Annotated in this window: 19 protein-coding genes; 9 read left to right on the forward strand and 10 right to left on the reverse strand. The window is 73.6% G+C overall.

From position 1 onward, the window contains the following. Nucleotides 1–213: 213 nt before the first annotated feature. The 3 genes from ACIP9H_RS31635 to ACIP9H_RS31645 are packed head-to-tail and all read left to right on the forward strand — an operon-like array spanning nucleotide 214 to nucleotide 3,087. Nucleotides 214–1,197, forward strand: coding sequence for an ATP-binding cassette domain-containing protein (locus ACIP9H_RS31635; RefSeq protein WP_401592972.1), 984 nt, complete (start codon nucleotides 214–216; stop codon nucleotides 1,195–1,197). Continuing rightward, the gene (locus ACIP9H_RS31640; protein ID WP_360913599.1) at nucleotides 1,194–2,018 is read left to right on the forward strand and encodes an ABC transporter permease; all 825 of its coding nucleotides are present in this window, start codon (nucleotides 1,194–1,196) and stop codon (nucleotides 2,016–2,018) included. The genes ACIP9H_RS31635 and ACIP9H_RS31640 overlap by 4 nt, the downstream gene beginning before the upstream one ends. A gap of 10 nt (nucleotides 2,019–2,028) precedes the next feature. After that, nucleotides 2,029–3,087: a PHP domain-containing protein gene (locus tag ACIP9H_RS31645; protein WP_401592974.1), complete on the forward strand. Its 1,059-nt coding sequence runs from the start codon at nucleotides 2,029–2,031 to the stop codon at nucleotides 3,085–3,087. Here the strand turns inward: ACIP9H_RS31645 and ACIP9H_RS31650 are convergent. The 3 genes from ACIP9H_RS31650 to ligD form a co-directional block, all read right to left on the reverse strand. Next, entirely contained in the window at nucleotides 3,078–4,628 is a 1,551-nt protein-coding gene (locus tag ACIP9H_RS31650; protein ID WP_401592976.1) for a M48 family metalloprotease, read from the reverse strand. The two genes, ACIP9H_RS31645 and ACIP9H_RS31650, sit on opposite strands and share 10 nt — an antisense overlap. A 129-nt stretch (nucleotides 4,629–4,757) precedes the next feature. Further along, complete coding sequence (locus ACIP9H_RS31655; protein WP_401592978.1) at nucleotides 4,758–5,630, reverse strand: ATP-dependent DNA ligase; 873 nt, start codon at nucleotides 5,628–5,630, stop codon at nucleotides 4,758–4,760. Further along, nucleotides 5,627–6,526 (reverse strand): non-homologous end-joining DNA ligase, encoded by a 900-nt coding sequence (ligD, locus tag ACIP9H_RS31660; protein WP_401592980.1) that lies wholly within the window; start codon nucleotides 6,524–6,526, stop codon nucleotides 5,627–5,629. Before ligD ends, ACIP9H_RS31655 begins: the two co-directional genes overlap by 4 nt. A 32-nt stretch (nucleotides 6,527–6,558) precedes the next feature. Between ligD and ACIP9H_RS31665 the strand changes: the two genes are divergently transcribed. Continuing rightward, a complete protein-coding gene (locus ACIP9H_RS31665) occupies nucleotides 6,559–7,473 on the forward strand; it encodes a Ku protein (protein ID WP_401962229.1) in 915 nt (304 codons plus the stop codon). 13 nt (nucleotides 7,474–7,486) lie between these two features. On the opposite strand, the gene ACIP9H_RS31670 is transcribed toward ACIP9H_RS31665, so the two are convergent. Continuing rightward, the gene (locus ACIP9H_RS31670) at nucleotides 7,487–10,822 is read right to left on the reverse strand and encodes a BTAD domain-containing putative transcriptional regulator (protein ID WP_401592984.1); all 3,336 of its coding nucleotides are present in this window, start codon (nucleotides 10,820–10,822) and stop codon (nucleotides 7,487–7,489) included. Nucleotides 10,823–11,485: 663 nt separating this feature from the next. Between ACIP9H_RS31670 and ACIP9H_RS31675 the strand changes: the two genes are divergently transcribed. After that, nucleotides 11,486–12,274, forward strand: coding sequence for a site-2 protease family protein (locus ACIP9H_RS31675; protein WP_401592986.1), 789 nt, complete (start codon nucleotides 11,486–11,488; stop codon nucleotides 12,272–12,274). Here ACIP9H_RS31675 and ACIP9H_RS31680 read toward each other — a convergent pair. Genes ACIP9H_RS31680 through ACIP9H_RS31705 form a run of 6 tightly spaced genes read right to left on the reverse strand, consistent with a single transcriptional unit; the run spans nucleotide 12,271 to nucleotide 17,529 of the window. Then, nucleotides 12,271–12,474 (reverse strand): hypothetical protein, encoded by a 204-nt coding sequence (locus tag ACIP9H_RS31680; protein ID WP_401593138.1) that lies wholly within the window; start codon nucleotides 12,472–12,474, stop codon nucleotides 12,271–12,273. The two genes, ACIP9H_RS31675 and ACIP9H_RS31680, sit on opposite strands and share 4 nt — an antisense overlap. A 56-nt stretch (nucleotides 12,475–12,530) precedes the next feature. Continuing rightward, nucleotides 12,531–13,247: an NADPH-dependent F420 reductase gene (gene npdG / locus ACIP9H_RS31685; RefSeq protein ID WP_401592988.1), complete on the reverse strand. Its 717-nt coding sequence runs from the start codon at nucleotides 13,245–13,247 to the stop codon at nucleotides 12,531–12,533. Nucleotides 13,248–13,266: 19 nt separating this feature from the next. After that, on the reverse strand, nucleotides 13,267–14,109 hold the full coding sequence (locus tag ACIP9H_RS31690; RefSeq protein ID WP_401592990.1) for a carbohydrate ABC transporter permease: 843 nt from the start codon (nucleotides 14,107–14,109) through the stop codon (nucleotides 13,267–13,269). Continuing rightward, nucleotides 14,106–15,113, reverse strand: coding sequence for a carbohydrate ABC transporter permease (locus tag ACIP9H_RS31695; RefSeq protein WP_401592992.1), 1,008 nt, complete (start codon nucleotides 15,111–15,113; stop codon nucleotides 14,106–14,108). The genes ACIP9H_RS31690 and ACIP9H_RS31695 overlap by 4 nt, the downstream gene beginning before the upstream one ends. After that, a complete protein-coding gene (locus ACIP9H_RS31700) occupies nucleotides 15,110–16,414 on the reverse strand; it encodes an ABC transporter substrate-binding protein (protein WP_401592994.1) in 1,305 nt (434 codons plus the stop codon). The genes ACIP9H_RS31695 and ACIP9H_RS31700 overlap by 4 nt, the downstream gene beginning before the upstream one ends. Beyond that, nucleotides 16,411–17,529 (reverse strand): exo-alpha-sialidase, encoded by a 1,119-nt coding sequence (locus ACIP9H_RS31705; protein WP_401592996.1) that lies wholly within the window; start codon nucleotides 17,527–17,529, stop codon nucleotides 16,411–16,413. The genes ACIP9H_RS31700 and ACIP9H_RS31705 overlap by 4 nt, the downstream gene beginning before the upstream one ends. Nucleotides 17,530–17,654: 125 nt before the next feature. Between ACIP9H_RS31705 and ACIP9H_RS31710 the strand changes: the two genes are divergently transcribed. From ACIP9H_RS31710 to ACIP9H_RS31725, 4 genes are all read left to right on the forward strand, one after another. Further along, entirely contained in the window at nucleotides 17,655–18,329 is a 675-nt protein-coding gene (locus ACIP9H_RS31710) for a FadR/GntR family transcriptional regulator (protein WP_401592998.1), read from the forward strand. 67 nt (nucleotides 18,330–18,396) lie between these two features. Further along, nucleotides 18,397–18,990 carry a hypothetical protein gene (locus ACIP9H_RS31715; RefSeq protein WP_401593000.1) on the forward strand — a complete coding sequence of 198 codons (594 nt, stop codon included), beginning with the start codon at nucleotides 18,397–18,399 and terminating at the stop codon, nucleotides 18,988–18,990. 11 nt (nucleotides 18,991–19,001) lie between these two features. Then, nucleotides 19,002–19,949, forward strand: coding sequence for a dihydrodipicolinate synthase family protein (locus ACIP9H_RS31720; protein ID WP_401593002.1), 948 nt, complete (start codon nucleotides 19,002–19,004; stop codon nucleotides 19,947–19,949). Between the two features lie 97 nt (nucleotides 19,950–20,046). Beyond that, nucleotides 20,047–21,321 (forward strand): MFS transporter, encoded by a 1,275-nt coding sequence (locus ACIP9H_RS31725; RefSeq protein WP_401593004.1) that lies wholly within the window; start codon nucleotides 20,047–20,049, stop codon nucleotides 21,319–21,321. The last annotated feature ends 41 nt before the right edge of the window (nucleotides 21,322–21,362 follow it).

Below are 21,362 nucleotides of genomic sequence, written 5' to 3' on the forward strand. Positions count from 1 at the left end.
GAAATCGCGGGCTTCGCGGTATTCAGGGGGCGGGGGCTGCGGCTGGTGACGGTTACCTACTGACCCCGGGGGGCCCGGGATGAGCCGAGGGGGGACGCGCGTCGCGCGTCCCCCCTCGGCTCTTCCGGCCTGCGGCGCCCTGTCGGCGGCGTATCGGCGCCTCTGTCAGCGATATGTCGGCGCCGTGTCGGTGGCCGGGGTGAAGCTGAGGGCATGACACAGCGAGACGTGAAGAGCGCGGACGCCGCCGTGAGGGTGCGGGGGCTCGTGAAGCGCTACGGGGAGACGAAAGCCCTCGACGGAGTGGACCTGGACGTGCGGCAGGGGACCGTGCTCGGGGTGCTGGGACCGAACGGGGCCGGGAAGACGACGCTGGTGCGCATCCTGTCCACGCTGATCCGGCCCGACGCCGGCACGGCGATGGTGGCGGGGTACGACGTGCTGGCGCAGCCGCGGCAGCTGCGCCGGGTGATCGGCCTGACCGGGCAGTACGCCTCGGTCGACGAGTCGCTGTCCGGCCGCGAGAACCTGTACATGATCGGCCGCCTGCTCGACCTGTCGCGCCGCGATGCCTGGTCGCGCACGGACGAGCTGCTGGAGCGGTTCTCGCTCACGGAGGCGGCCCGCAAGCCCGCGAAGGAGTACTCCGGCGGTATGCGCCGGCGCCTGGACCTGGCGGCGTCGATGATCGGCCGTCCGGCCGTGCTCTACCTGGACGAGCCGACGACCGGTCTGGACCCCCGCACCCGCAACGAGGTGTGGGACGAGGTGCAGAACATGGTCGCGGAGGGGTCGACCGTGCTGCTGACCACGCAGTACATGGAGGAGGCCGAGAAGCTCGCCCACGAGCTGACGGTCATCGACCGCGGCCGGGTCATCGCCGGCGGCCGGGTCGAGGAGCTCAAGGCCAAGGTCGGCGGCCGCACCCTTCAGGTGCGCCCGGTCGACCCGGCCCTGCTGAACGCCATGGCGGCGGCCCTCGGCACGGGGGCGCAGGCCGTCCCGGACCACGAGCGCGGCGTGCTCAACGTACCGATCATCAGCGACGAGCAGCTGACGCAGATCGTGGCCGCGCTCGGCGCGCACGGCTTCGCAATCGCCGGTATCGACACCCATCTGCCCAGCCTGGACGAGGTGTTCCTGGCCGTCACGCACGGCGGCGGGACCACCGAGGACCGAGAGGAACTCGCCGCATGACCGCCATCACCGCCCCCGCCGCGCCCACCGCCGCGGCCGTGGACGCCGATCCGCGGATCGGGCTGCGCGCCAACCTCCGGCACGTCGGCGCCCTGGTGCGGCGCAACGTCCTGCAGATCCGGCAGGACCCGGAGTCGATGTTCGACGCGCTGCTGATGCCGATCGTCTTCACGCTGCTGTTCGTGTACGTCTTCGGCGGCGCGCTGGAGGGCAGCCAGGAGAAGTACGTCAACTACATGGTGCCCGGCCTGATGGCCATGATGGGCATGAACATCGCGATGGCCGTCGGCACGGGCGTCAACTCCGACTTCAAGACCGGGGTCATGGACCGCTTCCGGACCATGCCGATCGCCCGCTCCTCCGTGCTGATAGCGAAGATCGTCGTCGAGATCGGCCGGGCGCTGGTCGCCACGGTCATCCTGCTCGCGATGGGCTTCATCCTGGGCCTGCACGTGGACAACGGCGTCTTCGGCCTGGTGTGCGCGGTGGTGCTCTCCCTGACCTTCGGGGCCTCGCTGATGTGGGTCTTCATCCTTCTGGGTCTGGTCGCCCGGACCCCCCAGTCCGTCCAGGGGCTGTCCATGATCGTCGTCCTGCCGCTGCAGTTCGGAAGCTCGATCTTCGCCAAGCCCTCGACCATGCCGGGCTGGCTGGAGGCCTTCACCCGGTACAACCCGCTGTCCAACCTCGCGGACGCCTCCCGCAACCTGATCAACGGGGGCGCGGTGGCGCACTCGGTGATGATGACCCTCATGTGGGCCGTGGGCATCACGGTGATCAGCGCGCCGCTGGCGGTGGCGAGGTTCCGCAACAAGACCTGATCCTGGAGGCATGGACCCCGTCGAGGCGCTGGACCGGATCGCGTTCCTGCTGGAGCGGGACGGCGCCCCGACGTACCGGGTACGGGCCTTCCGGGGCGCCGCCGCCGCGGTCACCGCGCTGCCGCCGGAGGAGCTCCGGCGGCGCGCGGCCGTTTCCGGTTCCCTGGAGGAGATCAAGGGCCTGGGCCCGAAGACCGCCGCCGTCGTCCGGGAGGCGCTGGACGGCGGCCGCCCCGCCTACCTCACCCGGCTGGAGGAGGGCGGCGGAACGGATGCCGTGCCCCGGCCCGAGGGCGACGCGGGGCAGCGGATGCGGGCGGCGCTGCGCGGCGACTGCCATCTGCACTCCGACTGGTCCGACGGGGGCAGCCCGATCGAGACCATGGCCCGCACCGCGGCGGCGCTCGGCCACGAGTGGGCGGTGCTCACCGACCACTCCCCCCGGCTGACCGTCGCCCGCGGCCTGACCGCCGACCGCCTCCGCGCCCAGCTGGCGGTCGTCGCGGAACTGAACGAGCGGCTGCCCGCGCCCTTCCGGCTGCTGACCGGCATCGAGTGCGACATCCTCGCGGACGGCTCCCTCGACCAGAACGCCGAACTGCTGGACCAGTTGGACGTGGTGGTCGCCTCCGCCCACTCCAAGCTGCGGATGGATCGGGGCGAGATGACCCGGCGCCTGGTCTCCGCCGTCAGCAACCCGCTGGTGGACGTGCTCGGCCACTGCACGGGGCGCCTGGTGCGCGGCAAGTCCCGCCCGGAGTCGGAGTTCGACGCGGACCTGGTGTTCGCCGCCTGCGAGCGCTTCGGCGTCGCGCTGGAGATCAACAGCCGCCCCGACCGCCTCGACCCGCCCCGCCGGCTCCTGCGCACGGCCGTCGACGCGGGCGTCCTCTTCTCCATCGACAGCGACGCCCACGCCCCCGGCCAGCTCGACTGGCTGATCTTCGGCTGCGCCCGCGCCGAGGAGTGCGGCGTCCCGCCGGAACGGGTCGTCAACACATGGCCCGCGGACGCCCTCCTGCGCTGGACCCGCACCCGGCAGGTGCCGCCGGGGACCGCTCAGGCCTGAGCGCCGGTGCGGTCCGCCGGAAGGCCGAGCAGCCCGCGCAGTTCCGAGCTGTCCGGCTCGGCGCCGTCCTGCGGGGCCATCGCGGCGTCGACCGCCCGGTCCAGCGCGGCGTGCACACCCTCGTCGAACTCCAGGTGCTTCGCGCGTTCCCAGTCCAGCTCCCAGCGGGCCCGGCCGCCCTCGACCAGGGCCGCCAGCGCCAGGGAGTACAACTGGTCCGCGGCAGCAGCCTCGTTGCGGGCCCGCAGGGAGTCGTCGAGGAGCATGTGGCCCACGTCGCCGGTGCGGGGCATGCAGTCGACGACCTCCGGCCACCGTCCGTCGTCGACGGCGTCCAGCAGCGCGCCGAGGTCCGCGGGCCGGCGCAGGACCGCGCGGCCCGCCCGGAGCACCGGCACCGTCTCGGCGCCGAGCTCCGCCGTACCGGCCGCGGCGGCCAGCTCCCGCCAGGACAGCTGCCGCAGCCCGGCCGTCCCGGGCAGTGCCAGAACGGTGCGGGAACCGGTTCCCGCGGGGTCGTGGAGCAGTCCGGCCGCGGCCGGTGACGGCTCGTCGGGGAACGTCCCCGCGGCATCCGCGGGCAGCGCCTCGATCGCCGCGACCCGCTCGCGCATCGGGGGGTGCGAGTCGTAGGGCGAGGTCTTCTCGCGCGGCGGGTCGGCGATGAGCCGCCGCTCCTCCTCGCGCCAGGTGTCGCTGTCCAGGAACGCGGCGAAGCCGGAGTGCACCTCCGCGGCCGGCGGGAGCAGACCGAGCCCGACGCCGATTCCGGCGTACTCGTGCAGATAGCGGGTGTGCGCGGCGTCGACGAGAAGGATGCGGCGCAGGGCGGCGGAGGTCGCGTCGCGTCCGGCGATCCGTGCGGCGGCGCGGTCCGCGGCGAGTTCCCCGAGACGTGCTTCGGCCTGCGTCACCCGCAGGCAGAAGCGGGCGTAGCCGGCGAACAGGGAGCCCATCGTGTGGCCGATGCCGCTGCCGTCCTCGGCGTACCGGTCGAGGACCCGCGTCAGACCCGTGCGGTTGCGGGCGGCCAGTGCCGAAAGGAAGGTGTCGCGCCGGGCGAAGTGCCCGATCTCATGGGCGATGACCGCATCGAGCTGATGTTCCGTCAGGCCGGTGAGGTACGGGATGCCGAGCACCATCCGCCGGCGCCCGGGGACCAGCCCGAGCAGCCAGGAGCTCTGCCAGACCGCCGCTTGCGGCTCCGCCACGAGCCAGAGCTCTGCGGGGGCGGGGGTGTCCATCGCCGTGGCCACCCGAAGGACGCGCGCCCACAGCTCCGGCTGCTCGTCCGCGCTCACCCGCAGTCCGTCCGGCCGGTGGCGGTTCATCCCGTGGACGGAGGCGAGCAGTCCCGACACCAGCGGCGAGGCGAACGCGACGCTGACGCCCACGAACAGGAAGGTCACGTAGCCCCCCTTGAGTGCCGCGTCGAACAGGACGACGTTCGCGGCCACGATCGCCGCGAGCAGGCCGAGGGCCATGACGTAGAAGCCGAGCAGGAGCCCGAGGAGGCGGACGGCATGGAACAGCGCGCGCATGGCGGAAGGGGTCTCCTGAGGAGCGGGGATCACGAACGACGGCCGAATGGCGACGCGTCATCGTATGCGGGCACCCGACGCCGCTCAACGGCCTTTCCACGCGGGGGGTCTCGCGCCTCGCCCCGCAGGTCAGGACGGCCGCAGGCGCAGCACCGTGGTGAGGGCGTGGCGGCCGACGCCCTGGAGGATCTCGACGGGGAGGGGCCCGGGCAGCGGACGGTAGGGAGTGCCGTCGTCGAGGGCCGCGGTGGCGGGGGCCGCGGGGGTGAGGAGGGCGGCGAGTTCGGTGCGGAGGGGCGCGTCGAGGGGCGCGGAGGCCAGCGGGCCGTCACCGAGGTCGAGGACGAGGGCACGCGGGGCGCGGGGGGTGCCGGTGAAGCCGATGGCGACGGCGTCCTGCGGGACGGAGTGCCGGAGTTTCAGCCAGTCGCGGCGGCCGGGCCGGTAGCGCTGGGCGCGGCCCTTGACGACCAGGCCCTCGATGCCGGTGGCGGCCAGGGAGGCGTACCAGTGCAGCGCCTCGTCGCGGTCGGTGGTCATGGGGACGGGCTGCAACGGCGGGCCGAGCGGGGCGAGGAGGGCGGTCAGGGCGGCGCGGCGCTCGTCGTAGGGGCGGCCGCGCAGGTCGGTGCCGCCGGCCGCGAGGAGGTCGAAGGCCGCGTAGTTGGCGGGCGGCCCGGGCGGGCGTCTGCGGGTGCCGCCCAGGGCGCGCCGCTGGAGCGCGCCGAAGTCGATGCGGCCGTCGCGCCAGATGACGACCTCGCCGTCCACGACGGTGCCGGGCGGCAGGGCCCGTGCGGCCTCGGCGAGTTCGGGGAAGGTGTCGGTGACGATCCTCCCGGAGCGGGTCTGGAGCCGTACGGGGCCGGTGAGGACGACCATCCGGTGGCCGTCGAACTTGGGCTCGTACGCGCAGCCGCCGGGCAGCGCGCCCGCCTCGGGGACGGTCTCCACGCGCCGGGCGAGCATCACCACGACGGGCGGCGGGACGGGATCGGTCACGGCAGCCGGCCCCGGGCGGCGCCGTCGTCGAGCCCGGCCAGCAGGTCGCCGTGGCGGGCGACCCGGTCGAGCACGTCCTCGGGTCCGAAGACCAGGTCGCCCGGCGCGCGGCAGGCCGCGACCTCGTCCCAGGTGACGGGGGTGGCGACGCCGGGGCGGTCGCGCAGCCGCAGGGTGTAGGGGCAGGCGGTGGTCTTCGCGGAGGCGTTCTGCGACCAGTCGATGAAGATCTTGCCGGGGCGCAGGCTGCGGGTCATGGAGACCAGGACGAGGCCGGGGTGCTCGTCGCGCATCCGCCCGGCCAGCGCCTTGGCGTAGCCGCTGACGGCCTTCCCGGTCGCGGGCTCCAGCGGCGCGTACAGGTGCAGGCCCTTGCTGCCGGAGGTGACGGGGAAGGCGGTGAGCCCGTCGTCGTCCATCATCTGGCGGAGCCGTTCGGCGACCCGGCAGCACAGGACGAGGTCGGCGCCCTCGCCGGGGTCGAGGTCGAGGACGAGCCGGTCGTGGCCGTCGGGCCCGGCATCGGCGGTCCACTGCGGGACGTGCACCTCCCAGCCGCCGAGGTTGGCCATGGTGACCAGGGTGGCCGTGGAGTCGAGGACGACGTGCGGCTCCCCGGGGCCGCCGGTCGTGGTCACCCAGGAGGGCGTGCCGGCGGGCGGCCGTTTGGCGAACCACGCCTGCCCGTGCGGCCCCTCCGGGGCCCGGACGAAGGAGGCGGGGCGGCCGGTCGCGTGGGGCACCATCACCGCCGCGACCTGGGCGTAGTACCGCAGCAACTGCGCCTTGGTGTGGCCGGTCGCGGGGAAGACGACCTTGTCCAGGTGGGTGAGGACCACCTGTCGGCCGTCCACCTCGGCCGGCTGCCGGTCGGGCGAGGCTGACGGGGCGGGCATAGTGTGGAAAGTCCCCGGAAAGGGACGAAAGTATGCGATCCATGTGGAAAGGTGCGATCGGCTTCGGGCTGGTCTCCATTCCCGTCAAGCTCTATGCGGCCACCGAGGAGCACGGCGTCTCCCTGCACCAGGTGCACGCCGAGGACGGCGGCCGCATCCGCATGAAGCGGTTCTGCGAGAAGGAGGGCAAGGAGGTCCCCTACTCGGAGATCGCCAAGGGGTACGAGGACGAGAGCGGCCGCACGGTGGTGCTCAGCGACGAGGACCTGGCGCAACTGCCGCTGCCCAGCCGCAAGCTGATCGACGTCCTCGCCTTCGTCGACACCGACGAGATCGACCCCCTGTCGCTGTCCCGCGCCTACTACGTGGGCGCCGATGCCGCCGCGTCCAAGCCGTACGTCCTGCTGCGCGAGGCGCTGGCCACCAGCGGCAAGGCCGCCGTGACGAAGATCGCCCTCCGTACGCGCGAATCGCTGGCGCTGCTGCGCGTCCACGAGGAACTGCTGGTCCTGCACACCATGTACTGGCCGGACGAGGTCCGCGACGCCGGGGGGCTGGCGCCGCCGGAGAACGTCGCCGTGCGGCCGCAGGAGCTGAAGATGGCGCAGAGCCTGATGGAGACCCTTTCCGAGGACTTCGACCTGGAGTCCCAGCACGACGAGTACCAGACGGCGCTGGACTCCCTGGTCGCCGCCCGCCTGGAGGGCGAGCCCGTGCCCGAGACGGCCGAGGTGGCCTCCGCCCCCGACAACGTGGTGGACCTGATGGCCGCGCTCCAGGCCAGCATCGACGCCCGCGGCGCCGAGAAGGCCGGGAGCACCCGGAAGCCGGCCGCCGCGAAGAAGACGGCCGCCAAGAAGGCCCCGGCGAAGAAGGCTGCGGCGAAGAAGACCACCGCGAAGAAGACGACGGCCAAGAAGACGGCGGCGCGCAAGAAGGCCGGCTGAGCACCGGCCCGCGTCACAGGGGCTCTTGCAGCAGCACGATCGTCCCGGAGAAGGTGAGGGCCCCGCCCTCGCGGTAGACGGCGTCGAAATCCCGCTCCCCCAGGTGCGTGCGCAGCCGGGCCGCGTCCTCGTCGAGGCTCTGGCGCTCCCACGGGGTGCAGGCGGTCTGCCGCAGGCTGTCGTGGGCGCCGAGCACCAGCGCGGCACGGCGCGCCGCTTCCCGCGCGTCACCGTCGTCGCGCAGTCCCGCGATGCCGGTGAAGAGTGTGACGGCCGGCGGGAAGAGCAGCACACCCATGCGCGGCCCGATGACCGGGCTCAGTGGATGGGCCTCCATGTAGTCGACGGCCTCGCGGAGATGGGGCAGCCCGCCGTACGGATCCCCGGCCATGCCGGTCAGCCAGCCGCGGATCGCGGCCAGCAGCCCGAAGATGAACGAGGGCATGCCCCGCGGGGGGTCGGCCTGCATGGCGTCGAGCAGTGCGAAGCCCTCGTCCAGGTCGCCGCGCCGGGCGAGCATCGCGACCAGCAGCACCCTGCCGTAGTAGCTCGCGTCGTCGCCGACCGGGCGGAAGCGCTGGGCGTCGGCGATCCCCTCCCGGACCAGCCGCTCGCCCTCCTCCTCCTGACCGCTGTTGGCGAGGGCGTCGCCGAGGCGGACCGTCATCATCGGGATCTGCTGGTGGGCGCCGAGCTTGAGCGCGAGGGCGATCGCCTCGCGGCAGCTCTCGGCGGCGCGGCCCCAGTCGCCGGCGTTGGCGGTCGCCTCGGCCTCGGCCGCCAGCACTTCCGCCAGGCCCCAGTCGTCGCCGGCCTCGCGGAACAGGGCCCGGGCCTCGCGGATGTCCTCCATGGACTGGGCGAACCGGTCCTCGACGTCGTTCATGATCTTGGCCCGCAACTGCAGCGCGAACGCCAGCTCCCACGTCCGGCCGTGCCGCCGGCAACTGCTCACCGTGGAGTCGATCAGCTCGGGCATCAGGTCGAAGCGCCCGGTCAGCATGGCGCCCAGCATGCGGAAGAGCCCTGGCCGCAGGCTGGACTGGGGCAGGTCCGGCGGATAGGCCTCGATGAGCGCCTCGCCGAGCGCGACGTACCGCGGGTCGCTCCAGGCGTCGGTCTCCTCCATGCGGGCGAACACCTCGGCGGTCCGCACCCAGCGCCTGGCCTCGGTGAGCAGCTGCGGCGCCATCGGCAGCGGGTCGTCCAGCGGACCGCGGTCCAGCGGCGGCAGCGCGAGCGGTGCGGCGAAGGCGTCCACCGGACTCATCTTCGCCACCACGCCGGGCCAGTAGCCCATCTCACTGCGGTAGTTGCGCATCTCCCAGAACCAGCTGGAAGCCAGCACCAGGCAGAGCGCCTCCTGCTCGTCGCCCGTCTCCACCGCCCGGCGGATCGCGGCCCGCAGGTTCTCGTGCTCACGCTCCAGGCGGTCCAGCCACAGCAGCTGGCGCGCGCCGCGCAGTTCGGGATCGGCGGTGCGGATGTACTCGCGGAAGTACGCGATGTGGCGGCGCCCCACGATGTCGCGCTCGCCGGCCTCGTCGAGCCGTTCCGCCGCGTACTCGCCGATGGTCTCCAGCGTGCGGTAGCGGGCGCCGTCCTCGGTGAGGTCGGCGACCACGAGCGACTTGTCGACCAGCGAGGCCAGAAGATGGGCGACGTCGCGCGGGTCGACGGAGCCGGCGCCCTCCCCGCCGCACACCGCCTCGGCGGCGGCCAGGTCCCAGCCGCCGGCGAAGACCGCGAACCGGCGCAGCACGGTCCGTTCGGCCTCGGTGAGCAGGTCCCAGCTCCAGTCGACCACGGCCCGCAGCGTCTGCTGGCGGGGCAGCACGGTGCGGCTGCCCGCGGTGAGGATGCGGAAGCGGTCGTCGAGCCGGTCGACGAGCTGACGCGGCGTCATCATCCGCAGCCGGGCGGCCGCGAGTTCGATGGCCAGCGGCAGGCCGTCCAGCCGCCGGCACAGCTCCGCGCACGCCTCGGGATCCTCGTCCGGGGTGAACCCGGGACGGGCCGCGGCGCCGCGGTCGGCCAGCAGGCGCAGTGCGGGGGGCTGCGGCAGCGGGTCCAGCGGCCGGATCAACTCCCCCGGCACGCCCAGCGGTTCACGGCTCGTGGCGAGCACTGCCAGGTCCGGGCAGTCGGCGAGCAGCCGCTCGGTCAGCTCGGCGGCGGCCCCGATCACATGCTCGCAGTTGTCCAGGACGAGCAGCAGCCGGCGGTCCGCGCAGTACTCGGTCAGCTGCAGCAGCGGGTCCTTGGCGACCGCGCCCTTCGCCTCCGCGGCGAGCGCGGCCTCGGTGGCCGAGCCCGCGTGCAGCAGGGTCTCGCGCAGACCGAGGGCGTTGACCACGGCCACCGCCACCGTGCGGGGGTCCTCAACGGGGGCGAGCTCGGCGAACCACACGCCGTCCGGCCAGTGCCCGGCGACCGCGTCCCCGGCCTCCTGCGACAGCCGCGTCTTGCCGGTGCCCCCGGGGCCGGTGATCGTCACCAGCCGGGCGGCGGACAGATCGGACGCCAGCGCCGTCAGGTCCGACTCCCGCCCGACGAAGCTGGTCAGCCGGGCGCGCGCGTTGCCCCGGCGCGGCGGCGGCAGCGGTGCGGGGGCCGGCGTGGCCGGTGCGAGCAGTTCGGCGTGGAGTGCACGCAGTTCCGGCCCCGGGTCGGCACCGAGCGCCTCGGCGAGCTCCCGCCGCACGTCCTCGTATGCGACCAGGGCGTCCGCGGTCCGTCCCGCCTCCCGCAGCGCCCGCAGCCGCAGGGACTGCACCGGCTCGTTGAGCGGATGGGCCGCCGCCAGCTCCGCGATCTCGGGGAGCACCTGCTCGGCGCGGCCCAGCGCGACCTCGGCGGTGATCCGCAGACGGCGGGCGTCCAGCCGCAGCGCGTCGTAGCGGGAGGCGACGGAGACCCGGTCCGGAAGATCGGCCAGCACGGGCCCGCGCCACAGCCCGAGCGCGCCGTCCAGCGCGTCGGCGGCCTTCGCCGCGTCGCCGTCGGCCAGGGCGCGCCCGCCGTCCTCCACCATGCGCTCGAAGCGGAACAGGTCCACGGCGTCCGGCGCCGCGTCCAGCCGGTAGCCGCCGTCCGCGGAACCGACCGCCTCGTGGCCGATCGCCCGGCGCAGCCGCGCCACCAGCGCCTGCAGCGCGCCCGTCGCGTCGGCGGGCGGCTCGCCCTCCCACACCTCGTCGATCAGCGCCTCGGTCGTGCGCACCCGTCCGGGGCGCAGGGCGAGCGCGGCCAGCAACGCCCTCAAGCGCGTCCCGGCAAGGGGCACGGGGGTGCCGTCGTCGCGGTGGGCCTGTGTCGTCCCGAGGATGCCGTAGCGCACGCCCCCCATTGTGTCCGAGTGCGGCGCCGCGGTTCCGTGGGCCCGGGTTTTTCCCCCACCCTCCCTCCCGAGTGCCCGGCACGGTAAGTGCGGGCCCTGCGCTGCGTGCGTTGTGGGGTCGGCGCCGCTCCGGAGTCCGTCCTCGGGGCTCGCGGTTTGCCCCCACATCATTCGGCATCGACCACGCAGTCTCCGCTCGTCCCCTGCGGGCGGACCCCGGCGCACCCCCTCCCGGGCCGGTTGGGGCGACTGACGGCCGGTGGGGGTTCAGAGGGCACTCGCGGCAACCCCGGACAGCCTTCTCGCCCACCCACCGGGGATCAGGCGCTTGCAACTACGGAGGGGGCGGGGTCGTAGGGGTGGCGTTCTGGACACTGGAGCATATTTGGGTGCGTGACCCGGAGTGCTCAAGCCGGATACCTGAGGCACCTAAATGTGCTGTCCAGAATGGCAGCCCCGGAGGCCCCGAACCCGGCCCCCCAACAACTGGCGTCGGGGCGCGTGACTTCACAGGGCACACGGGCGGGCGGGCGGGGAAAGGCGGGCACCCCGGAACGTCTCGCGTTGGCGGAGCGTTATCGGCCCGTGGGTGTGCCCGACCCCGCACGGATGACATGATCGGGCGGCCGGCCCGGCCCCCTCCCCGAACAGCCCTCCGCAGGAGCCCGCACGATGACCACCGCAGCAGCCCGCAGTGAACGGCGGATCAGCCCGATTTTCCTCGGGCTGGTCGCGATCATGGCCGTCTCCGGGTGGGCGGTGTGGACCGGCTTCTCCTCGAACACCGGCTTCGCCGTCTTCCTGTTTGTCGTGTCCGGCTGGGTGGTCTCCCTGTGCCTGCACGAGTACGCGCACGCGCGCACCGCCCTGCACGGCGGCGACATCTCGATCGGCGCGAAGGGCTATCTGACCCTCAACCCGCTGAAGTACACGCACGCGCTGCTGAGCATCGTGCTGCCGCTGGTCTTCCTGATCCTGGGCGGCATCGGCCTGCCCGGTGGCGCGGTGTTCATCGAGCGGGGCCGGATCAGCGGCCGCTGGAAGCACAGCCTGATCTCGGCGGCCGGACCGCTCACGAACGTGCTGTTCGCGATCGCGGCGATGCTGCCGTTCACCCTGCACCTCGTGGACCCCGAGAACCAGGACCAGCTGGCCTTCGCCGCGGGTCTGGCGTTCCTGGCCATGCTCCAGGTGACGGCGGCGATCCTGAACCTGCTGCCCGTGCCGGGGCTGGACGGCTACGGGGTCATCGAGCCCTGGCTCTCGTACAACGTGCGGCGCCAGCTGGAGCCGTTCGCGTCCTTCGGCCTGCTGGCCGTGTTCGGCGTGCTGTGGATCCCTGAGGTGAACTCGGCGTTCTTCGGCTTCGTGGACGCCGTGACGGGCGCCTTCGGTCTGCCGGACGGCCTCTCGGGCCTGGGCTCGCAGCTGTTCCGCTTCTGGGAGAACGGCGGCTTCTAGCCGGCCGCCTTCTCCAGCTTGGCCTTGCGCGCGTAGTACCAGCACATGTTGCTGGTCAGGCCGGTGATCGCGAGCCACAGGACGCCGAGCCAGCTGCCTTCGACGAAGGAGACGACGGCGGCGACCACGGACAGCACGCACACGATGAGCGCGTAGAGGGCGAGGCGGGGCATGGGGGCGGCTCCTGTCGGGTCGGTCACGAACCCGCTCATTGTCCCCCATGCCCTCGCACGGGCCTCGCACGGCCCCACGGCGGCTACACGTCGGTGAGGCGCACCCCCGCGTGCGCCTTGTAGCGGCGGTTGACCGAGATCAGGTTGGCGACCAGCGCCTCGACTTGGTGGGCGCCGCGCAGCCGGCCCGCGAAGACGCCGCGGACGCCGGGGATGCGTGCGGCCAGCGCCTGCACCAGGTCGGTGTCGGCGCGGGACTCGCCGAGGACGAGCACGTCGGTGTCGATGGTCTCGACGTCCGGGTCCTCCAGTGTCACCGCGGACAGGTGGTGGAAGGCGGCGGCGACCCGGGAGTCGGGGAGCAGCGCGGCGGCCTGTTCGGCGGCGCTGCCCTCCTCCGGCTTCAGGGCGAAGGCGCCCTTCTTGTCGAAGCCGAGCGGGTTGACGCAGTCGACGACGAGCTTTCCGGCGAGTTCCTCGCGCAGCGACTCGAGCGTCTTGGCGTGGCCCTCCCAGGGCACGGCGACGATGACGATGTCGCTGCGGCGGGCGGTCTCGGCGTTGTCCGCGCCCTGGACGCCGTGGCCGACCTCGTCGGCGGTGGCCTGCGCCCGGTCGGCGGCGCGGGAGCCGATGATCACCTGCTGGCCCGCCCGGGCGAGCCGGTAGGCCAGGCCGCGGCCCTGCGGGCCGGTGCCGCCGAGGACGCCGACGACGAGGCCGGAGACGTCGGGCAGGTCCCAGGGGTCCTTGGCGGGAACCTTCGGGGCGGGGGTGTCATTGCCACTGTCAACAGTCATGTACGTGATCCTGCCACGGTCACGCCGTGACGCTGCCCTCGCTGAGGCCGCCCCGCCAGTGGCGCTGGAGCACCACCATGAGCAGCATGAGCGGCAGGACGGACAGCAGCGCGCCGCCGACCGTGTACTGGTAGAGCTCCGGCTGCCGGTCGGCGTAGCCCTGCCAGGAGGTGAGCCCGAGCGTCACCGGGTACAGGTCGCTGTCGGAGAGCATGACCAGCGGCAGGAAGAAGTTGTTCCAGATGTGGACGAATTGGAACAGGAAGACGGTGACCAGGGCCGGCGTCATCAGGCGCAGCCCGAGGACGTGGAAGATCCGCCACTCCCCCGCCCCGTCGAGCCGGGCGGCCTCCAGCAGGGAGCGCGGGATCGCGGCGGTGGCGTAGATCCGGCACAGGTACACGCCGAACGGGCTGACCAGGCCCGGGACGAGGACCGACCAGTAGGTGTTGGCGAAGCCGAGGTCGGTGAAGAGCAGGTAGAGCGGCAGGGCGAGGGCCGTGGAGGGCACGAGGACGCCGGCGACGACGGCGGTCAGCACCGCCTCGCGCCCCGCGAAGCGGTACTGCGCGAGGGCGTAGCCCGCGGCGGCCGACAGCCAGGTCGCCCCGAGGGCGCCGACGCCCGCGTAGAGCAGGCTGTTGCCGAACCAGCGGACGTAGACGCCGCCGTCGTAGGTCAGCACCCTGCCGAGGTAGTCGATCGGGTGGGGGTGGGCGAACCAGAGGCCGAAGCTGCCGAAGAGGTCGGCGCTGGACTTGGTGGAGGAGACCGCCAGCCAGTACACGGGGACGAGGAAGTAGACGGCGGCCAGGGCGAGGGCGGTCGCGGTCAGGACGCGGTGGCGGAGCGGGACGGTCATCGCAGTGCCCCGTCCCCGCCGCGGCGGCCGACGAGGCTGAGGAAGCCGAAGGACAGCGCGCACGCGACGAGCGCGAGCAGCACCGCCTCGGCGGCGGCGACGTGGTAGTCGTTGGCCGCGAACGCCTCGTTGTAGGCGTGCAGGTTGGGCGTGTAGCCGGAGTCGATGGCCGGGGAGAGCGGACGCAGCACGAGCGGCTCCGAGAACAGTTGCAGTGTGCCGATGATGCTGAAGACGGCCGTCAGGACGAGCGCCGGGCGGATCAGCGGCAGCTTGATGTGCCAGGCGACGCGTGCCGCGTTCGCGCCGTCGAGGCGGGCGGCCTCGTACAGTTCGGCGGGCACGGCCTTGAGCTGGGCGATCAGGACGAGCATGTTGTAGCCGGTGAACTGCCAGGTCACGATGTTGGCGATGGACCACAGCACGGTGCTCTTGGACAGGAAGTCGACCTGCCAGCCGGCCGAGTGCAGGATCTGCACCAGGGGGCTGATCCCGGGGACGTAGAGGAAGCCCCACAGGATCGAGGCGATCACGCCGGGCACGCCGTAGGGCAGGAAGTACGCGGTGCGGAAGAAGCCGATGCCGCGGGCGGAGGCGCTGTCCAGGAGCAGCGCGAGGGCGGCGGCCAGCGCGAGCATGAGCGGCACCTGCACGACCCCGAACAGCAGCACGCGCCCGAAGCCCGCGAGGAACGAGGGGTCGCGCAGCGCGTGGGCGTAGTTGGCGAGGCCGGCGAACGCGTCGTGCGAGCCGCCGAAGCCGAGCGGCCCGGTGCGCACGGTCCGCAGCAGGCTCTGCTGCACGGCGTAGCCGATGGGGACGACGAAGCAGAGCAGGAACAGCGCGCAGAACGGCAGGAGGAACGCGGCCGCGGTGCGTGCCTCGCGCGAGCCGGCACGGAAACGGCTCCGGGGGCGGGCGGGGCCGGCGCGGTGCGTACGGGCCCCGGACACCGGGGCGGAACCGGGGGCTTCAGGCGGCACGACGTCCGCCCGCGCGGTCATGCGGCCTCCGCTTTCAGGCCCTTGTCGCGCAGGTCGGCGAGGGTGCGGGCCTGGAGTTTCGGCAGGGTGGCGGTGAGGGAGGTGCCGTCGCTGACGGCGCCGCTGAGGGTGTCGGTGAGCCGCTGGAAGAAGGTGTCCATGGTGGGGCCCCAGGTCCAGGCGCGGTCGACCGCGGCGCCGGAGGCGGCGACGACCGCGCCGTAGTCCTGGCCGCCGAAGTAGGCCGCGCGGGTGTTGAGTTCGGCCGGGGTGAAACCGGAGGTGGGGGCGGGGTAGCCGTAGCCGCCGCGGATGAGCAGGCGGACGCTTTCGGGGTCGCTGTTGAGCCACACCGCGAAGTCCAGCGCGGCGCGGGGGTTGCGGGTGCCGGTGAAGACGGCGGTGGTCGAGCCGCCCCAGTTCCCCGAGGAGGGGGCGGCGCCGGAACCGGCGGCGTGCCACTGCGGCATCGGCCGGACCCGCCACTTGCCCGCGCCGCCGGGGGCGTTGCCGGTGAGCAGGGCGTCGCCCCAGCTGCCGCCGGTCCAGCTGACGAGGTCGCCGGACTGGAGGCCGGCGTACCAGGCGCTCTGCATCATGGGCTGGGTGGTGACCAGCCGGTCCTTGATGAGCCGGTCCCAGTGGCGGGTGACGCGGCGGGTGGGCTCGTCGTCGATCGAGACCAGCCAGGTGTCGCCGCCGGCGCGGAACCAGCGGGCGCCGGCCTGCCAGGCCAGGGCGGTGAACCAGCCGGGGTTGGAGGGCGAGAAGGAGGTGAGGTGCGCGCCGCGGCGGCGTACGGCACGGGCCGCTGCGGTGAAGTCGTCCCAGGTGGCGGGGGTCTCGATGTCCCAGCGGTCGAGCAGGTCCTGGCGCTGGAACAGCACCATGGGCCCGGAGTCCTGCGGGATGGCCCAGACGCCTCCCGCGTACACGCTCTGCTGCCACAGCCAGTCGGCGAACCGGGTGCGGTAGCGGTCGGCACCGTGCCGGGCGAGGTCCACCAGGCCCTGGTCGAGCAGGAATCCGGGCACCATCTGGTACTCGACCTGCGCGAGGTCGGGCGGGCTGCCGGCCTTGAGCGCGGCGTGCATCTTGGCGTACTGGGCGCCGCCGCTCGCCGCCACCTTCTCCAGTTCGACGCGGACGCCGGGGTGCAGCCGGTTCCACAGCGCGACGTTGCGCTCGATGCCGGGGACCCAGGACCAGAAGGTGAGGGTGGTGCTGCCGCCCGCCGTGCCGGTGGTGGCGGCGCAGCCGGGCAGGGCGAGCGCCGCCGCCGTGCCGCCGGCCGCCGCCAGCACACCGCGCCGGCCGATCAAGAGACCAGCTCCGCGAGGGGGACGCGGCGGAAGGTGATCGTCTCGTAGGGGCCGAAGTCGCCGGTCTCGTACAGCAGTCCGACGGTGTCCTCGTCCAGCCGCACCAGGTCGGAGTAGGCAGCGGGGAGGCCGTCGACGGTGTGCGCGGTCCGCCAGGTGACGCCGTGGTCGTGGCTGGCCCGGATCGTCATCAGGGCGCGCGCGGCAGGGTGCCCGGGGCCGGAGAGGAGCAGCACGTCGGGGGTGCCGAGGTGCAGGACGCTGCACTGCACGACGGGGGCGACCAGGCCGGCCTGCGGGCGGAAGCGGCGCTCCAGGGTGGCGCCGCCGTCGGCGGAGACGGCGTCGGCGCGGTTGCCGGGGCTGCGGGAGTCGGTGCGGGTGTTGAAGTAGACGGTGCCGTCGGGGAGTTCCGCGGCGGTGGTCTCGTTGGGGTTGACGTAGTCGTCGGACGAGTCGTCGGTGTAGCCGAGTTGCCAGGTCTCGCCGAGGTCGTCGCTGTACAGGCAGTGGCCGCCGTTGTAGCGGGGCTCGGCGCCGGTGTCGGGGCCCTCGGGCGGGCGGGTGTGGTTGCCGGCGACGACGATCCGCCCGGCGTGCCGGCCGGTGCGCAACTGGAGCGCGTGGCCGGGGGTGGTGGCGTACCAGCGCCAGCCGGGGCGTTTGACGGCGGCGGTGATCTCGCGCGGCTCGGACCAGGTGGCGCCGTCGTCGTCGCTGTGCTGGACCCAGACCCGGCGGCCGTCCTCGTCGGGCACCTTGCCGCGGATGATGTCCCGTTCCTCCGCGGTCCCGGCGTTGCGCACGTGGACCAGGACGACGCGGCCCTCGGCGGTCACGACCGGGGCCGGGTTGCCCGCGGTGCCGGAGCCGTTGGACGTCACGACCCGCAGGTCGTCCCAGGTGCGGCCGCCGTCGTGCGACCGCCGCAGGACGAGGTCGATGCGCCCGGTGTCGGCGGCCGAGGCGTGCCGCCCCTCGGCGAAGGCCAGCACGGTGCCCGCGCCGGTCACGACCACCGCGGGGATGCGGAAGCTCGCGTAGACGGGCCCCGGGTCTTCCCCGGAGGTTCCCCCGGTACCGCCTCGGTAGGGGACGGATGTGAGGTATGACATCGGTGTTGCCTCCGATGCGCCCTTGCATGGCAGACGTAGGACGTCCCTTGTCGTCAAGGGACGGTAGACAAGACACTGACGGCACGTCAAGAAAGCACGACAGCACGTGGGAAAGGCGGCCACTTGTGACCAGAACCGCCGGCGGGGGCCGCGGCCCGACGCTCCAGGATCGCATCATCGAGCTCATCCACGAGCAGCGACTCGCCCCCGGCGCCACATTGCCGACCGAGCCCCAGCTGATGGATCTGCTGGGCGCCGGCCGCAACAGTGTGCGCGAGGCGGTGCGCGCGCTCCAGGCGCTCGGCATCGTCGAGATACGCCACGGCACCGGCACCTTCGTGACGGACGCGCCGCTGCGGGTGCTGCTGCCCTCGCTCACCTTCCACATCCGCTCCCGGGTACGGGCGCTGGCCGATCTGGTGGCCGTGCGCGAACTGCTGGAGGTCGGGCTGATAGGCGAGGTGGCCGGCACGATACCGCCGGAGCGGCTCGACGAACTCGACGCGCTCGCCTCCCGGATGGTCACCGATCCGGACGCCGACCGCGCCTTCCACGCGCTGTTGTACGCGACCTGCGACAACGAACTGGTGCTCCAGCTCATGGACCTGTTCTGGAGCGTCTACCAGGACGTCGGCTCCGCCCTGGCGCCCGCCGACGACCCGGTCGAGCGCATCATCGCCAACCACCGCGCGGTGGTGGGCGCGCTGCGCACCGGGGACGCGGGCGCGGCGCGGGCGGCGATGCGCCGGCACTTCACCGACGTACGGGCCAGGGTCTCGAGCGCCCTTCCCGCACATTGACCCCCTTCGGGTGAGCCGGGCGGGAAGCCGCCTGCGACGGCGGGGGCCTGCGCCAGGATCCCGTGGCATGGATGCCGTACGGGTCGAGGTCGTCCGTGAACTGCTGGCCGGCAGCGAGTGGCCGGAACGGACCCGGGCGTTCGCGGGGGCGCTGCGCGGCGCGGTCCGCCGCGGCTCCCCGGGCGGCCTGCTGCTGGTGGGCGGCGGCGGGTACGAACCGTGGCACATGGCCGCGCATCTGGACGACGAGGCCGCCTGGAGCGGGCTGCCGGAGCTCTCCCCCACTCTGGTGCGGCAGTGGGTGCCGCCCGGCGCGCCCGCGCACCTCGCGGTGGGCACGGCCCGGCTGGAGGCCGCGCGGCGCGGCGAGACGGTGCTGGTGGTCGCGCCCGAGCAGGCGGAGCCGGGGTTGCTGGAGCGGGTGGACGGCGCCCGGCGGGCCGGGGCGAGGGTGCTGGCGATGGACGCGGGCGACCGGGAACTGGCCGGCCTCGCCCATGAGGCGCTGTCGGTGCCGCCGGAGCCCGGCGAGGTGGGACTCGAACTGCTGCAGCACCTGGTCAGTGCCGCCGCGGGGCGGCGGGTACGGCTGCGGGACCGGCTGCCGCGGCTCGCGCGGCTCGCCGAGCAGTTCGTGTCGCCGCCCCCGGCAAGCTGGTAGAAGTGGGCGTTATGACCGATATGCACGCCCCCTTGTGCGGCGTCGTACCTCCTCTGTGCACTCCCCTCACTCCCGCGGGCGACGTGGACACCGACGGGCTGCGCGCCCTGGTCGGCCATGTGCTCTCGGCGGGCGTCCACGGCGTCTTCGCGCTCGGGTCGAGCGGCGAGACGGCCTATCTGTCCGACGCGCAACGCCGGATCGCGCTCACCACCGTCGTCGAGGCCGTCGGCGGGCGCGTCCCCGTGCTCGCCGGGGTCGTCGACATGACCACGGCCCGGGTGCTGGACCACGTCCGGGCAGCCGTCGCGGCGGGCGCGGACGCGCTGGTGGCGACCGCGCCCTTCTACACCACCACGCACCCGGCCGAGATCGCCGACCACTTCCGCCGGGTGCGGGACGGCGCCGACGGCCTGCCGCTGTTCGCGTACGACATCCCCTCCGCCGTGCACACCAAGCTGCCCGCGGCGACGGTGCTGGCGCTGGCGGAGAACGGCACACTGGCCGGCCTCAAGGACAGCAGCGGCGCCGACGGCGGCATGCGCCGGCTGCTCGTGGAGCTGCGCCGGCGCGGTCTGTCCGGCTCCTTCTCCCTGCTCACCGGCTCCGAACTCACCGTGGACGCCGCCCTGCTGGCCGGGGCCCACGGTGTCGTGCCGGGACTCGGCAACGTCGACCCGCACGGCTATGTGCGGCTCTACGAGCACGCGCTGGCCGGACGGTGGCGGGAGGCCGCGGCGGAGCAGGACCGGCTCGCCGCGCTCTTCTCCATCGTCGACATCGGCGCCGCGGCCGCCCCGATGAGCGCCAGTGCCTCGGCGCTCGGCGCCTTCAAGGCGGCCCTGCACCTGCGGGGCGTCATTCCCTGCGCCGCCACGGCCGCGCCGCAGGTGCCGCTGGACGACACCGCGGTGAAGGGTATCCGCGAACGCCTGGAGGCGGCGGGCCTCATGGCCTGAACGCGCCCCCTGGGACGGCCCGGTGGACCACGGCGTCCACCGGGCCGGCGCCGGAAAATGCGTTGCACCCCGCCGCCCGCCCGCGAAACATGCGAGGGTGCGCAATCTCCTCCCCGACCTCGCGCCGTGGCGCAGCTCCCGCGACTTCCGCCTGATGTGGTGTGCCGGGCTGATCACGAACTTCGGCAGCTTCCTGACCTTCGTGGCGCTCCCGGTCCAGATCAAGAACCTCACCGGATCGACGCTGGCGGTCGGCGCGCTGGGGGCGGTGGAACTCGTACCGCTGGTGGTGTTCGGGCTCTACGGGGGCGCCCTGGCCGACGCCCTCGACCGGCGGAAGCTGATCCTGTGGACGGAGGCCGCGCTCGGCCTGATGTCGGTCCTGCTGCTGGCCAACACCCTGCTGCCGCAGCCGCTGCTGTGGCCGCTGTACGTGGTGGCGGCGCTCACGAGCGCGCTCGGCGGCCTGCAACGCCCCGCGCTGGAGGCGATCGTGCAGCGCATCGTGCCGCACGACCAGCTCACCGCGGCGGCCTCGCTGAACGCGCTGCGCTGGCAGCTCGGCGCCATCGCGGCCCCCGCGCTGGCCGGCGTGCTGATCGCCTACGCGGGCCTGCGCTGGGCGTACGCCGTCGACGCGCTGACCTTCGCGGTGTCGCTGCTGCTGGGCCTGCGCCTGCGGCCGTCCCCGCCCTCGCACGACGCGGAGCGACCCTCGCTGCGCTCGATCGGCGAGGGCGCGCGCTACGCCTGGAGCCGCAAGGAACTGCTGGGCACCTATGTGGTGGACATCGCCGCGATGGGCCTGGCGTTCCCGATCGCCGTGTTCCCCTTCATGGCGGACGACCTGGGCGCCCCGTGGTCGCTGGGCCTGATGTACGCGGCGCTGCCCGCCGGGGCGATGCTGATGAGCCTGACGAGCGGCTGGTCCTCCCGGGTGCACCGGCACGGCATGGCGATCGTGCTGGCCGCGGCGGGCTTCGGGCTGTGCATGGCGGGCGCCGGGCTGACCCGCAATGTGTGGCTGGTGCTGCTCTTCCTGGTGCTGGCGGGCGCGCTGGACATGATCAGCGGGGTGTTCCGCTCCACGATCTGGAACCAGACGATCCCGGACGCCCTGCGCGGCCGTCTCGCGGGCATCGAGCTGCTGTCCTTCATGACCGGCCCCCAGCTGGGCCAGGTGCGGGCCGGCGGTGCGGCGGCGGTGCTGGGGCTGCGGGCCTCGGTGTGGACCGGCGGCCTGGCGTGCGTGGCGGCGGTCGGGACGCTCGCGGTGTGCCTGCCGACGCTGATGGCGTACGACGCGCGCACCAACGTGCACGCGGTGGGCATGCGGACGGCGGCGGAGGACGCGGTGTCCCCCGCCGCCTGACCCGTGGGGCGGTCGGTGGGCCCGGCCGGTGTGGGCGGCCG

Source organism: Streptomyces sp. NPDC088732 (assembly GCF_044751205.1).
Lineage (GTDB): Bacteria > Actinomycetota > Actinomycetes > Streptomycetales > Streptomycetaceae > Actinacidiphila.